Annotated in this window: 10 protein-coding genes; 5 read left to right on the top strand and 5 right to left on the bottom strand. The window is 60.7% G+C overall.

All coding sequences use genetic code 11. The features are described from left to right. The first annotated feature begins 4 nt into the window (after positions 1-4). The 4 genes from R4P65_RS15875 (at position 5) to R4P65_RS15890 (ending at position 5068) form a co-directional block, all read left to right on the top strand. A complete protein-coding gene (locus R4P65_RS15875; protein WP_317827222.1) occupies positions 5-1594 on the top strand; it encodes a flippase in 1590 nt (529 codons plus the stop codon). Further along, positions 1591-2673: a glycosyltransferase family 4 protein gene (locus tag R4P65_RS15880; protein ID WP_317827223.1), complete on the top strand. Its 1083-nt coding sequence runs from the start codon at positions 1591-1593 to the stop codon at positions 2671-2673. The genes R4P65_RS15875 and R4P65_RS15880 overlap by 4 nt, the downstream gene beginning before the upstream one ends. Continuing rightward, positions 2666-3751, top strand: a complete 1086-nt coding sequence (locus tag R4P65_RS15885; protein ID WP_230814235.1) for a GH39 family glycosyl hydrolase — start codon at positions 2666-2668, stop codon at positions 3749-3751. The genes R4P65_RS15880 and R4P65_RS15885 overlap by 8 nt, the downstream gene beginning before the upstream one ends. Before the next feature lie 345 nt (positions 3752-4096). After that, entirely contained in the window at positions 4097-5068 is a 972-nt protein-coding gene (locus R4P65_RS15890) for a cellulase family glycosylhydrolase (RefSeq protein WP_317827224.1), read from the top strand. 15 nt (positions 5069-5083) lie between these two features. Here the strand turns inward: R4P65_RS15890 and R4P65_RS15895 are convergent, their stop codons facing one another. Next, positions 5084-7042, bottom strand: a complete 1959-nt coding sequence (locus R4P65_RS15895; RefSeq protein ID WP_317827225.1) for a hypothetical protein — start codon at positions 7040-7042, stop codon at positions 5084-5086. A gap of 95 nt (positions 7043-7137) precedes the next feature. After that, a complete protein-coding gene (locus R4P65_RS15900) occupies positions 7138-7917 on the bottom strand; it encodes a hypothetical protein (RefSeq protein ID WP_230814238.1) in 780 nt (259 codons plus the stop codon). Positions 7918-7994: 77 nt separating this feature from the next. On the opposite strand from R4P65_RS15900, the gene R4P65_RS15905 reads away from it, so the two are divergent. Continuing rightward, positions 7995-8495: a YdcF family protein gene (locus R4P65_RS15905; RefSeq protein WP_230814239.1), complete on the top strand. Its 501-nt coding sequence runs from the start codon at positions 7995-7997 to the stop codon at positions 8493-8495. 79 nt (positions 8496-8574) lie between these two features. On the opposite strand, the gene R4P65_RS15910 is transcribed toward R4P65_RS15905, so the two are convergent. The 3 genes from R4P65_RS15910 to mfd form a co-directional block, all read right to left on the bottom strand. Next, positions 8575-10083 carry a sugar transferase gene (locus tag R4P65_RS15910; RefSeq protein ID WP_317827226.1) on the bottom strand — a complete coding sequence of 503 codons (1509 nt, stop codon included), beginning with the start codon at positions 10081-10083 and terminating at the stop codon, positions 8575-8577. A 563-nt stretch (positions 10084-10646) separates the two neighbouring features. Beyond that, positions 10647-11555, bottom strand: a complete 909-nt coding sequence (locus R4P65_RS15915) for a MazG family protein (RefSeq protein ID WP_317827227.1) — start codon at positions 11553-11555, stop codon at positions 10647-10649. Positions 11556-11562: 7 nt separating this feature from the next. Then, positions 11563-15189: a transcription-repair coupling factor gene (gene mfd, locus R4P65_RS15920; protein ID WP_317827228.1), complete on the bottom strand. Its 3627-nt coding sequence runs from the start codon at positions 15187-15189 to the stop codon at positions 11563-11565. Positions 15190-15283 lie beyond the last annotated feature (94 nt).

Below are 15283 nucleotides of genomic sequence, written 5' to 3' on the forward strand. Positions count from 1 at the left end.
ATTCATGACGAAGCGTCGACAATCCGCGGTCAGCCGAGTTTCGGAACGCGAATTCGCCGAACTCCGACAGGCTGCCGTCGACAAGTTCGAGCGGGAAAGCCTGGAGCGAGCGGCCAAGATTCACGGCCCGTCCGTTCCGGAACTGACTGCGAATGCAGCTCGTCGAAGCACCGTCATCATGCTGGCGAGCCGAGTTGCCGTCGCCGCGATGGGTTGGATTGGCTCCGTTCTGATCGCTCGATCGATCAGCCCGGAGCAATTCGGCCAGTTCTCACTGATTTTCGGGCTGCTGGGGCTCTTGTCCGTCATCACCGACCTCGGCGTCGGTAGAGTCGTCCTCGCGAAATTGGTCGAGAGCAACCCGTGGGACGTATCTCTGGTCACGTCGGCCTTCATCTCGCTTCGTATCGCCCTCGGCTTGTTCGGATACGTGTTGGCAGTCGGATACGTATGGGTTCTCGGCTACCCCGCCGACGTCGTCGAAGCAACGGCGATTGCCGGCTTGGTCGTCGTGGTCGCAACACCGAGCCACGCGCTTTCCGTCATGTACCAGAGCCGTCTGCGAATGACATATGTGGCTATCGCCGAAGGCCTGGGACAGCTTGTCCAATTGATCGCGACTATCGCCGCGGTGCTGTGGAACCCGGTACTTGTCGTTCTTGTCCTTCCAGCCGTCGCCAACGAAGTAGTCGCCGCCGTCATCAAAATTCGTGGAGTGCGAAAAGGGATCGCCGGACCGCGGCCGTCGTCACGCGTCCAGTTTCGGCGATGGCGCGAAATGCTCATCGAGGCGATACCGCTGAGCATCGGATTCGCATTCGTCACACTGCTGTCGAAAGTAGACGTGCTTCTCCTCGGTAAGCTCGACACCTTCGATTCCGTCGGTCTGTACACCATCGGCTACAAGTTCGCCGACCTCTTGTCGATAGTCGCGATCACGGTGGTCACCCCGGTCACGACCCTGCTGGTATCGGCTTGGCCGGACCAGCTCGATGTCTTCCGGCAGCGCAGTCGCGAGGCATTCATCGTGCTCACGTTGATGGGGAGTGCCGCACTGGTCGCATTCTGGCCCGCCGCAACCGAAGTTCTTGCCCTGCTGTACGGCTCGAGATTTGCTGCCGCCGATACATCCACTCGTCTCCTCGTCCTGGGAACCTGCTTTTCCATGCTGACCCAGTTGGGTCTCATGGTCCTGGTCGCGAGTGGTCGTCACCGCACGTATCCTTGGATCGCCATCGGCGGTTTGGTGATCAATGTTGTGATCAACCTGGTCCTCATTCCCCGAATGTCTTTCAACGGAGCCGCAATCGCCACGGTTGCCACCGAGATTCTCCTCTTCGCGGCAATCTGGATAGTGGTATTTCACACACTCCCCGTTCGGAAACTCTTTCCGGCAGTGCCGTTCACGATCATCTCCGCCGTCTGCGCCGGCGTAGTCGTTCTGGGAACGCTGTGCGTGGACAGATTCGGAATTCCATGGCTCGCTGTTTCGCTCGTTGCACCGATCATGATGATCGGAATCGTCGCAATGCTCCCCATCTCGGACGGAAAGTCCTTGACCTCACTCGTCAGACCACGTGGAGGAAATGCGTGACTCGCACGCTCGTATTCGTCAGTCACACCGGAGAAGTGTCCGGTGCCGAACTTGTCATGCTCGAACTCATGCGATTGGCCAAAGTACGCGGGCACTCCGTAGTCCTCGCATGCGCAGAAGGACCGCTACGCAAGCGCGCGGCCGACATTGCCGAAATCATCGAACTCCCGGTTCTGGGCCTACGCGGTGAAAGCGGATTCGACCGCATCTCCGCGATCACGACGGTCGTGAAGAACTGGCGTAAAGCCGGACGTGTCATTGCCTCCCGAACACGAGGATCGAATGCGACCGTCATAGTGAATTCGCTGTTCGCGCTTCCGGCAATCAGACTCGGTGGGGTCGACGGCGGTGCCACATGGTTGGTACACGACACCCTCTCGAGCGCCAAGCAACGAATCGTGGTTCGAATCGCGAAGCCTGCCATCGTCAAAGCTGTCGCAGTGTCCGGACCCACCGCCGTTCCCGTGCGCCAGCTCGGTGTTCACACCACTATCTCGCGGCTCGGTGTCCCGGTACCGGCCGACGTCGTCGACATCAATTCTCCCGCAACAGGAGTCATCGGGATCATGGGCTCGATCACGCCGTGGAAAGGCCACCAGGTCTTGCTCGACGCAGTAGCCGAAATACCCGAGATCACTCTGGAGGTCGCCGGCACCGCGTTCCCGGGCGACGAAACGTACGTCGAAGAGTTGCAACGCCGTTCAGCGCTCCCGGATCTCGCCGGCCGCGTTCGGTTCCTCGGCCATGTCGATGCATTGAGCACCGTGCAGCGATGGGACCTGGCTATTTCGGCCAGCACGTCACCGGAAGCGGGACCTCTGGTGCTTCTCGAAGCAATGAGCGCGGGTGTACCGGTTATCGGAACGAACCACGGCGGTACGAGCGAGGTTCTCGCCGACGGCGCCGGCTCGCTGGTCGCGGTTGGCGACGCATCTCAACTGGCGTCCGAGATATCCAGACTGCTGGCGGACCACGCGTGCCGCACCGAACTTGCCGGAAAGGGTCGGCGGCGGGTAGTCGAGCGCTACGACATCAAGAAGAATCTACCCGCGATGCTGCAGGAACTCGTCAATGACTAGATATGTTCGGATGGCCGCAGTCGCCACAGTTCTCGTGACCGTCGGAGCGTTACTCCATTCGTCGGTGTCCACGTCGTACGAACCTTGCCCGGTAGCGCCGCCCATCGATGACCTCGGAATCGCTCTGGGAGCCGGCTATACGGCACTCCCGAAATCCGATATCGAGATCAACGTCGACGCAGTCCGGGATTCGGGCTCGAGTTGGGTCAGATTCGACGTCGACTGGTCGTCCATCGAAGCTGAGCAAGGGCAGTTCGATTGGTCGGGTACCGATCGACTTGTGGAGGCCTCGAAATCGGCAGGGCTCGAAGTACTTGCTCTGATCACGTACACGCCGGCGTGGGCACGGGACTCGAAAGCACCCGCCTCCGATTCGCACACCAAACCAGCCGACCCCGCGACGTTCGCCACCTTCGCGGCCATCGCCGCCCAGCGCTACGGCGATGCGATTTCGGCCTGGGAAATATGGAACGAACCCAACCTCCACATGTTCTTCAATCCCGCGCCGGACCCCACCTACTATTCGACACTTCTGTCCCTCTCCAGCGCGGCGATCAAGCGGGTTCAGCCCCATGCAACGATAGTTTCGGGTGGACTCTCACCGGCCCCCGACGACGGTGTGAACATCAGTCCCACCACCTTCCTTTCCGAGATGTACCAGTCAGGAGTACGGACCCATTTCGACGCCGTCGGAATGCATCCGTACAGCTTCCCTGCCATGCCCTCGGACCCACTCACCAAGAGTTGGAATGCGTTCTTTCGGATGAAAACAATGCGCCAGACCATGATCGACAACGGCGACGCCGCCAAGACGATATGGGCGACCGAATTCGGTTCGCCGACCGGTAACGATCCGACCTCTGTTACCACAGCCGATCAGGCAGCCATTCTCCGCGACGGAATCAACGAAGCCCGTCGGGGTGGCTACGTGTCGAAGCTATTCGTCTACAGCCTCGTGGATCGCGGAATCGACAAGGGAGACCGAGAACAAAACTTCGGATTGTTGGATGCCGCATTCGAACCGAAGCCGGCAATGAAAGTTCTCGAAGATGCCAGCAAAACTGGCGGATGTACCTGAAAAAGAATCACTGAATCCATCCACAGTCGGCCAAAGCCGAAAAATACCAACCGGCGCATTCCACCAAGCCATGGAAGCAGTCATAGGTGCTGAAGAAAAGACCTGGCGACTTCTGTCTAACAAGCGATTTCGTGCAACCCTGCTAGTTGCCGGATAGTTCGGCAATTTCCGGTTCCGCTTGGTCATTGGTGTTGCATCCACTGTGGAAGGAAGGTGGTCGACGTGAGTCGACTTCGGTTACTCCTCGCTGTTGCTCTGATATTTACGATCGGTTCGTTGAACGCCTGCGCACCGGCGCCGGTTCCGACAACAACTTCGACTCCCCCCGCAACAACCTGCAGTTCCGTGAGTCTGGGAATCGCGGCAGGAGCACCACTGAACACCCTGTCCCAGAATGATCTGGATGCCGAACTGGTCGCCATGAAAAATGCCGGCACCACGTGGCTTCGATTCGACATCGACTGGTCGGTAGTCGAACCTACACGTGGACAGCAGAATTGGGCATCAACCGACCGCATCGTAGACCGAGCGCGCCTCCAAGGACTCTCACTACTTGCCATCGTCACGTACACCCCGCCCTGGGCGCGAGTGGCGGGCGCAAGTGACAGCCATGGATACCCGTCCGACACCGCAGCCTTCGCAAAGTTCGCACAGCAAGCAGCACAACGCTATTCAACCAAGATCAGCACTTGGGAGATCTGGAACGAGCCGAACCTCACCCAGTTCTTCCGGCCGAAGCCGAACGTCAATACGTACACGACCATGTTGAAGGCCGCGGCGGCGAGCATCAGAGCGGTGCAACCGGGCGCCAAGATCCTCAACGGAGGCCTCTCGCCGGCCGTCGACAATGGCTCCGACATCTCGCCGGTGACGTACCTCAAGGGTATGTACGCCGCCGGGGCGAAATCGTCCTTCGATGTCTTCTCGATCCATCCATACAGCTGGCCCGCCCTCCCCTCCGACGCGAGTACACAGGAGTGGAACACTTTCTACCGAATCCGGCTCATGCACGATTCCATGGTCGCCAACGGTGACGGTGCCAAGAAAGTCTGGGCTACCGAATTCGGCGCCCCCACCGGCAACGGCCCGACCGCGGTCAGTCCACAATTGCAAGCAAGTATCTTGGCCGATGGGTTCGCGCAGGCGAAGATACTCGGATACATCGAACGGATATTCGTGTACAGCATGCGCGACCGCGGCACCAACACGGCGGACATTGAACAGAACTTTGGCATGGTGACGATGAACTACACCGCCAAACCCGCCCTGGCAGCGGTCAAACAAGCCATTGGCGGTTGCAGCTCACCGAAGATTTGATACTGACACCGTCGATCAGTTTTTCGATGTGTTTGCATTAGGCTCCGTGCGTGCCAGGTTTACTCGCGAAGCAGTTCGCCGCTCACGCGCCGCCGAAATATCTCTGGTGGTCAGCATAATTCGTTCGGTTCTCATTTCGGAGTTGATGTCGTCTCCATCGGCGACATCAACTCCGCGTCCGTCGCTGTCATCTTTCTCGACGTTGCGCGAATCGTCGTCATTCTTTGCCGCGTCCGGCTTTCCATTGTCCTCTGCGCCGGGAAGGCGGTTCCGATCGATAGTCACGGTTGCCGAATCGATCAAATCCCGACGGGCTCGGCGATCGATCATTTCGAACGACTCGGATGAAGAAACGACTCCTGCACCAAGATTGGCCGCTCCGTCTCCGTCAGCGGGGTTACGACGCCACGCTTGCCCGTCCACGGTGTGAGGCCGGCGCCGGTCGCTACCTACCGGCGCGGCCTCGTTCCAGGGTTCAGGGTTCCCCACATCACGGCTCCGTATGTCACGCATCTTGCCATCCATCGAGTCGAGCGACGCCGGAGACGGTGCGCGTGCAGCGCGACTCAGCTTCGCTCGCTCGTTGAGACCGTCCAGTTCGACCTGCGCAGGTGGTGGTCCGAGAGGCTCTGCTGCCCTGGCAGCCCCGGATGTGTCTGGCTGCCCGCTTCCTTCGCCTTTCTTCGACGAATCCGCGTGACCTTCGGCTCTGGGTCGGGGGGCGGCGCCGACGCTGCCCGTTCCGCCCAATCGACTTCGTACAGAAGCGATGAGAGACTCCGACACGGCGGGCCCCACGAGGATGAGCGATCGTGTGACGTCTACTTCGGCCAACGCGCGGAGGCAGTCGGTGACGTCCTTCTGATCAGCATCGAGAACCGAGACCACCACGAGGGCAAAGTCGACCGCATTGGAATCGACTGTGCTCCACCAGTCAGATGACAACGAACGTTGCGAGATGCGCGAGCGCAGCCCCTCCGGCACCACCCACGAATCCATGGCGACACCTTCACCGAACAACACCAATACGTGACTACCGAGACTTGCACGCTGAGTCACCGTCAAAGCGACATTCGACGGCATCTCGGCGGTCGGCGAATGCTGAAGCAACAGAGACGTACCGAACTTCTTCGCCGCGCGACGCGCCCAGGCGTCGGTCATGCGTGTGCCGAATCGACCCCGGCAGGCGGCAAGAATCTCGGCAGCAAGGATGGTCACAGCCAGGAAGGCAACAGCCGATTCCACAAAGGGCTTGGGGGCGACCGGTAGTCCGGACCCGGCAGGCGCCGACAGCAATTCCAGTCGATCGCCCGAGCCCGCATCGGTCGTCATCTGCTTGAGCTGTTCGAGCTTGGCGTCCAGATCAGCTCTGACGGCCGTGTCCTCGACCGGTGTTTCATAGTTGTCGATACTTTCCTGCCGCGCATCCGACAGTTCGGTATTCAGTCGTGCGACCTCGTCGTTCAGGGTCTTCGTTCGACGAACGAGAGTCTCGGCATTGCGCTTGCTCTGAGCATCGTCGAGAGCTTTGACGATGACACGCCCCAACTTGTCGGCCTCGAGTTGACTGTATCCAGTTGCCTTCACGAACAGGAGTGACGGCGTGGTTCCGGGCGTGACCGCCATGAAAGCAGAGACAGGCACACCGCTCCAGGCATCGCCCATTTGAGCCTGAATATCTGCGACAACGGCGTTGTCGGTCGCCAGTGCGACGTACGGAGCCACCAACTGGCCGAGATTCGCATCGGTGATGACGACCTGCGAGCCGGCCTGAACTTCGGCGACGATGTTCGACTCGTAGACCGGCGTCGCACTGCCCCGCACCATGTACAGCGCGCCACTCACCAACAGTCCGAGTACGAGTGCTGGAAGGAGGACCCGACCAAGGTTGCGCACGTGCGCAACCAGATCGAAGGTCGGTGGGACACCTAGCTCACGACGAATCGCAGCGTCCCTCGCCCGCACTTCTGACACGTCAGTTACCTCCAGTGTGACAATCGGCTAAAACCTTCAGCGAAAAGAAACTGATAGTTTGCTGAATCCAGTTAAACATACCCGAAGTCGGTCAATCAGTTACCCAACAGCCAACGAGGCCTCGACCACATCTGCCAGTACTCGATGATCTCGGCACCTGCCGCGTCGTACAAGCCGTTGCCGACGTCACTACCGAGGAAGCACACCGAGCCCTCCCCAACCTCGGAATATGCGGTTCTGGCCACCTGACGCACAACGCGCAACCCGTGACCCTTCCGTCGTCCGGTCGTACGCGTGCCGCCCGCCCAAGCCGTGCTGATCGGTTGCCCGAACGAGAGCATTGCCGCAGTCTGCAGGTCCCCATCTTCGATCAATCCGAGGACTAACCGTTCCACGCGCCCGTCTGTGTACTTCGACGAGTACACGAGTTCCGCGGACGCCAGATCGACGCCGAACACGTCTCCAGCGAGTTCGCGTGCGCCGGAAAGCTCCGCGCCATCGAGCACTTTGACGCTGGAGTCAGCTTCCCAAGGGATGTTCGGCATTGCTCGCAACGGACTCGACGCAACACAGACCCAGCCCGCGTCCGCCATGACGGTGGCAGCGTTCAACCCAGCGCCGGCAAGCATGATGACGCTCCGCGTCTCCTCTGCGAGAACCCGTTCCAACACCTCGGACGCATTCTTACGGACGTTCCCGTCGTAGACGAGCGCCAAGTTGTAACTTGGATCCGGAGCACCCGTGAGCGCAATCCACCACCCGTCTTCCATGATGTGCAGACCGTCCGGCGGCACAAGTCCATACATGTTGTGTCCGAAAGCCTCCCTGACCGTGCGAATTCCAGCCACGGTTCCGGGTACTTGTCTCGCACTCATCAAAGGGATCCTCGATTCAAAGTATGATCGGGTCTATCGGAAAACAATCAAAAGCCTTGAAGATTTCGGGCGCATCCTTGTCAGTACTCACCCTCGTCACGATCGCAGGATGGCCGGTATATGTGGCCCCGAAGATCGACACACCTCGAACCGCTGACGCCGTTGTGGTGCTCGGCGGTGCGCACGACGGCCGTGAAGAAGTGGGGCTCGAACTGATGAAGCAGGGCTTCGCGCCACGCATCGTCTTCTCGAATCCATACGGCGACAACGACCACACGATGCGATCGTTGTGCAAGCCGGCAGTCGACTTCGAAGTTGATTGTTTTGTGCCCTCACCGTCGACCACCGAGGGTGAGGGCATCGAGATCGAGCGGCTCGCTCAGCTGCACAATTGGCACACCGTGATCGTCGTGACCTTCGTTCCGCACATTTCCCGTGCGAGGTTCATCATTTCGCAGAGCTTCTCGGGGAAACTGCTGATGGTCGCGAGCCGCCCCGATCTTCCGATCGGCACCTGGGCCTTCAACTACGTCTACCAAACCGCGGGCTACTTGAGAAATGTGATCTCGCGCCGCTGATCGAGTTGATATCGCGACCAACCAAACCGGGCCATACTCGGAGATTCTGTCTCCAAGCATGGCCCGGCGGCTTTCGGTGTCAGTAGGCCCCATCGCTCTTCACGACAGCCGATACGGTTCGGACGATAATCGAAAGATCCTGCGCCACAGACCAATTCTCAACGTAGGAGGAGTCGAGACGGACCGAATCTTCCCAAGAAAGATCGCTACGTCCACTGATCTGCCACAGCCCGGTGATACCCGGCTTCACGTACAGGCGTCGGGCAACTTCGTCGTCGTACATTTCAACCTCACGCCGCAGCGGCGGTCGCGGGCCGACAACGCTCATCTCGCCACGCAGGACGTTGAAAAACTGTGGCAGCTCATCGATGCTGAGGCGACGAAGGATCCTTCCCACCGGCGTAATGCGGGGATCTGCGCGCATCTTGAACAGAACCCCGCCTGCACCTTCGTTGTCGCCGAGAAGATCGGTCACCTGCTGGTCTGCACCCTGAACCATGGTCCGGAACTTGTACATCGGGAACGGCTTTCCGTTCAGCCCGATGCGCTCGGCCTTGTAGAAAATGGATCCCTTGGACGTTGCCTTCACCGCGATCGCCGCAGCCGCCATGACTGGGGACACGAGAAGAATAATCAGAACCGAGAACATGGCGTTGAAGACGGCTGACAGACGATGGTTCGCACCTTCGTACCGCGGCCGCGCGACGTGGATGAGGGGCAGCCCGGCAACCGGACGGAACATCAGTCGCGCCTTGGACACATCAGCAACAACCGGCGACACTACGAGGTCGACGCCCTCGGCTTCCAGATCCCACATGAGGGTGCGGAGTCCAACCTGACCCAAGTCTTCCGTGCCAGTGACGACGACCGTGTCAGCGATGCTCGAACGCATCGCGTCGACTACCTCGAACTCGTTGCCGAAAACCGGAATTCGCGTTCCATCGACCATGATGTGGTCGTCAACCGCGGTAGCACGGCGAGGGATACACGCGCCCACGACGTCATAGCCTGCCGATGCGTTACGGACGAACGAGCGAGTTGTCGCCACGACGGACGCGTGCCCACCGACAAGCAGAACTGAATTTCGGCACTTACCCGACGAGCGCTTGCGCAGAATGTCACGGCGCCACAGGTAGCGGCCGAGAAGCAACGCACCCAGTCCGACGGGGAGTGCGATCATGAGATAACTCCGGGCAATGCCTACACCCAGAACGATGGCCGCGAGAGCGCCGAGCCCGAACACCTGGCCGGTGGCAAGAAGTACGCGCTCGTACTCGTCGCTTCCCTCACCCAGCATCGACTGGTGGCGACTGCGACCCCGAGCGAGTGCGATCATCCAGAGTCCGCCGAGCGTCACCGACGCGCCTACCTTCATCGGAGTCAACCACTCGATGGGGTGCGGCCACATGCTCACGACCTGTGCAAGGACGATAACCAACACGACAGTGACGGAGTCAGTGACGGCGATGCGACGCCTGTATTCCTGTCTCCAGTCCTCACCGACCTTCGCCGGCGAACTCGACACGGGACCGAACGCACGGACAGGCGATAGCTCGGACTTGGTTTCCACCCCGACATGAACGCTCATGGATAGTCAATCTTTCTCGTCATCGAACAGCTGCATGGTCGGAGCCAGTTCTCATTTGAGTCGCTGACCGTTAACCAACATTGCGATCCGATCGCAGCAACACCCCGCAGTTTGCTGTTCTCGGAGACGCACGGTTTCAAGTCGACCTGACCGTAGATCCCCCTCGATAACCAGGTCCAACCTGGTTAAATTCAGGAAATCGTACCCTGCGTCAAACTTCTTGGATGCAAACATACCTTAGGTTTGTTTCTAGCGCACTCATCGAGGGCGCGAAACCTATCGTTAACCAGAAAATTGCGGAAAAGCCCGACAAACCGGACGGAGGAGGCGTGCAAAGCCCCTGTGCGTACACGCAAAAACGTTTTCCACACTCCCGCTGTGAGTTATCGGCGGTCCGGTGAATCCGTTACTCACAATGGATCGAAGATGGCCGGATCGTGTCGGCGCCCACCCCCGACGCCGCTACCCGCTCACCGGGCGAAGCTGGTCACCAGAACCCCACGCAAGATTTGCGGGTTCTCCGCGACTCAGTGCAATTGTGCCCCCCCACATAAGATCATTCGTCACGTTCGGTCGCAGTTTTCCCAGGCGGCGAACCACTGTTCAGCATTCGTGGGCGGCCCGACCTGGCCGTCCGAATGGTTCCTGCCAGCAGAAATACGACTTTCCGCAACGCGGACGTCAGCGGCGAATTTCTCTGCCTCTGCGCGCAATCGGGCCTCCAGCTCCCGATGGTCCGCCAACATGTCCAGGAGGTCCGCGGGGACCAATTCCTCGGGAAATCCGGCCCGCAACGCTCTGCTCACGAACTTCTCGGCCAAGTGGCCGGCCGGCTGGCTCTCCGCGATCCCGTCCATCGCGGACCTACGTGCCTTCTCCAGCGCCTTGAGGGCCTCCCATGCACGTTCCTGCTCATCGATGTCCACGAGGCCCGAGGTCGAGAGATGCGGACTGCGGTGAACCAGCTTCGTGATGAGCGCCCCGGCCACGTCATCCAATTCGAAAACGCCGCGTGATTGGGCGATCCGCGAGTGGAACAACACCTGGAGCAACAGGTCGCCGAGTTCCTCACGGAGATCGCTCTCGTCGTCGCTTCGAATCGCGTCGAGCACCTCGTAGGTCTCCTCAACGAGGTAAACCGAGAGACTCTCGTGTGTTTGAGTCGACTCCCAACCGCCTCGATTCCACAATCGGTCCATGATCGACGCCGCTTCCACCAGCCGATCGCCGTGAACTGGTTCGGCACGAATCACCCTCACACCGGAAACGAACAACGACTCGATCCTCTGGCCTGGGGTGTCCATCATCACAGTCACGGTGGCGCCGGGTGTCGGGGTCGGTAATGCGCTGCGAACCGACTCGGGTACGTCGGCGTCGATATCCAGCGCACCGGACAAGAACGGTAGTGCCGCAAGCGGAAAGACATGCGGCCGCAAAGGATCGAGCAGTACGACGACGGGCGATTCGTTCACCGTGTGCTCACGCCTCGACCAGGACGGCACCGGCGGCGCGCCCGTCTATCGCCAGGATGAAGTCCGCGATGTATTGGAGTAATTCGACGTCCCGCAAGCGATCCGAGCCGACTCCACCGGTGCGAGGTAGTGGGAGTTGCACCAGCCCCGTCGTGGCCCGGTACTGCGCACTCGGATAGATCCTCTTGAGCCTGATCTGTTTGGAATCGGGCAGCGACATAGGAGAGATCTTGAGCTGAGTTCCGGTGACGGCGACTTCCTCCAGTTGGTACTCGCGGCAGAGCAGTCGAAGCTTGGCCACCGAGATCAGCCGTCGAACCTCTTCGGGCAGTGGTCCGTAGCGATCGACCAGTTCTTCGACGACGGCGGCGATGCCGTCGGAATCAGTTGCCGCAGCGAGCTTGCGGTATCCCTCCAATCTGAGCCTGTCACTGGTGACGTAATCGGGCGGGATGTGCGCGTCCACCGGTAGATCGATCCGGACTTCCTTCGTGCCCTCGTCCATCGCGATCGGTTTGCCGTCGGCTGCAGCCCGGAAGGCCTCGACCGCCTCACCGACCAGCCTGACGTACAGATCGAACCCGACCCCCGCGACGTGACCGGACTGTTCTGCGCCCAGGACGTTGCCTGCTCCACGTATTTCGAGGTCCTTCATTGCGACTGCCATACCTGCGCCCAGGTCCGAGTTCTGCGAAATCGTTGCCAGTCGGTCGTATGCCGTTTCCGTCAAAGGCTTTTCGGCCGGATACAGGAAATAGGCATATCCGCGTTCACGACTACGCCCGACGCGTCCGCGAAGCTGATGCAACTGCGAGAGGCCCAGCGAATCCGCACGTTCGACGATCAGCGTGTTCGCGTTCGAGATGTCGAGACCGGTTTCGATGATCGTGGTACAGACCAACACGTCGAAGTCGCGCTCCCAGAAGCCCTGCACGGTCTTTTCGAGAGTGTCCTCGTTCATCTGACCGTGCGCCACGACGACGCGAGCCTCCGGAACGAGTTCGCGGATCTTCTTGGCTGCCTTGTCGATCGAGCTGACGCGGTTGTGCACGTAGAAGACTTGGCCGTCGCGCAGAAGTTCACGCCGAATGGCCGCGGCAACCTGCTTGTCCGCATAGGCACCGACGTAGGTGAGGATCGGATGACGTTCTTCCGGCGGCGTGAGGATCGTGGACATCTCGCGGATCCCGGCCATGCTCATCTCGAGAGTACGAGGAATCGGGGTAGCCGACATCGTCAGGACGTCGACGTGGGTGCGTAGTGCCTTTATGTGTTCCTTGTGCTCGACTCCGAATCGCTGTTCCTCGTCGACGATCACAAGCCCGAGGTCCTTCCAGCGGATACCGGTCTGCAGCAACCGGTGAGTACCGACGACGACGTCGATCTCACCTTCGGCCATGCCGGCGATGATTTCCTTCGAGTCCTTGGCATCGGTGAAACGGGACAGCCCTCGCACCTTCACCGGGAACGACGCCATTCGTTCGGTGAACGTCTGAAGATGTTGCTGTGCAAGCAGAGTCGTGGGCACCAGCACCGCCACCTGCTTGCCGTCCTGTACTGCCTTGAACGCGGCGCGAACGGCGATCTCCGTCTTGCCGTAACCGACGTCACCGATCACCACCCGGTCCATCGGAACCGGCTTCTCCATATCGGCCTTGACCTCACTGATAACGGTCAACTGGTCGATGGTCTCGGTGAATGCGAATGCGTCTTCGAGTTCCTTCTGCCACGGCGTGTCCGGGCCGAACGCATGCCCGGGTGCTGCCTGACGCGCCGCGTAGAGCTGAACCAACTCACCCGCGATCTCACGAACCGCCTTGCGGGCCTTACGCTTGGTGTTTGCCCAATCAGATCCACCGAGCTTGCTCAGCGCCGGCAACTCTCCACCGACGTATCGGGAGAGTTGATCGAGCGATTCCATCGGGACGAACAGACGATCACCCGGGTGACCACGCTTGCTCGGCGCGTATTCGATGACCAGGTATTCACGACGCGCTCCGCCGATGGTCCGTTCGACCATCTCGACGAACCGGCCGATACCGTGCTGATCGTGCACGACCATGTCGCCTGCCGACAGCGCGAGGGGGTCAACCTGATTGCGGCGCTTGGCCGGCAAACGCTTTCCGTCGCCGACCGCCGCAACACGGTTGCCGGTCAGATCGGACTCAGTGACGATCACCATCCCCGGCGTCGAGTCGTCGCCGGCGAGTACCAATCCGTCATGCAGTGATCCGCGGAGCACGCCGACCTGTCCACGGGCGGGGGCAACGCCGGCGTCAAGCATCTTGGCGGGCACTTCGGCTTCACCGAGTCTCTCCACGACGCGGCTTGCCGTTCCAGCACCTGCCACCACGATCGCCGCGCGACCGCCCGTGCTCACGTGTGCCCGGAGGCTGACGAACAGCTCGGCCAACAAGTCGTCGGAACCACGTACCTGCGGTGCCGCCTGAACCGGGAGCTCGAGTTCTTCACCGTTTCCCGACGCCAGCGGACTGACCGTCCACCAAGGTCGTCCGGCAGCTTCGGCAGATTCGCGAACATGGCGAAGCGACCGGTACGCGGAGGCGCCGAGATCGACTCCCCCGCCGTTGAGGATCGACGTGTCGAGCGGTGCCGCGCCGCCGATCGACGCCGCCGTCCACGACGCTTCCAAGAATTCCTGGCCGGTGCGCACCAGGTCGGTGGCGCGGGTGCGCACCTTCTCCGGATCACACAGAAGGATGTGGGCCCCTACAGGAAGAACATCGGAAAGTAGTTGCAGTTCACCGGGTTTGAGAACCGGGAGCAGAGCTTCCATTCCTTCGACAGGGATGCCTGCCGAGATCTTGTCCAGCATCTCGACCAACGACGCGTCAGCCTGGTTCTCCGCGGCAAGTGCCGCAGCTCGATCGCGAACATCAGCTGTCAGAATCAGCTCACGACACGGCGGCGCAATCACGGAATCGACGTCGACGTCCGGTAGCGAACGCTGATCGGCAACAGAGAAGTACCGAAGCTCCGATACCTCGTCACCCCAGAATTCGATACGTACCGGATGATCCGCGGTCGGCGAGAACAGGTCGAGAATGCCGCCGCGGACCGCGAACTCACCACGCTTTCCCACCATGTCGACACGGCTGTACGCCATCTCCACCAAACGTACGAGAACGGAATCGAAATCGATCTCGGTGCCGACGCGCAACGTTATCGGCTCGATCTCGCCCAGACCTGGTGCCATCGGCTGAACGAGAGAGCGCACCGTGGTGACGATCACCCGAAGAGGCGAACCGTACGAGGCGTCGTCGGGTCTGGCAAGTCGGCGCAGAACCTCCACCCGACGCCCGACGGTGTCCGCGCTCGGCGAGAGCCGCTCGTGCGGCAGCGTCTCCCACGACGGGAACTGCGCGACACCTCCGCCGAGCATCTCGGTGAGTTCCGAAGTCAGATCGTCGGCTTCACGGCCGGTGGCCGTCACCAGCAGCACCGGCGTGCGGGCGGCAAGTGCGGCGGCGATGAAAGGTCGCGCCGGCTTCGGTGCCACGATGTCCAGGGCGGCGGCGCCAATGGAGTCGATCACTGGAGTGAACGCGGCGTCTGCGAGGGCGACCTCGGCGAGTCCAGCGAGCGCAGTCTGGGCAGGGGACAAGGAAGTCAACGAATGCGCTCCTGAACAGTGATGACGGGTTGCGGACGCACAGCCCGAGCGCAAGATCCCCGCCGAGGCAGAGTTGTGCGCCGGTTCGATTCTA

It is taken from the genome of Rhodococcus sp. IEGM 1318 (genome assembly GCF_033142465.1).
GTDB lineage: Bacteria > Actinomycetota > Actinomycetes > Mycobacteriales > Mycobacteriaceae > Rhodococcus_F > Rhodococcus_F qingshengii_B.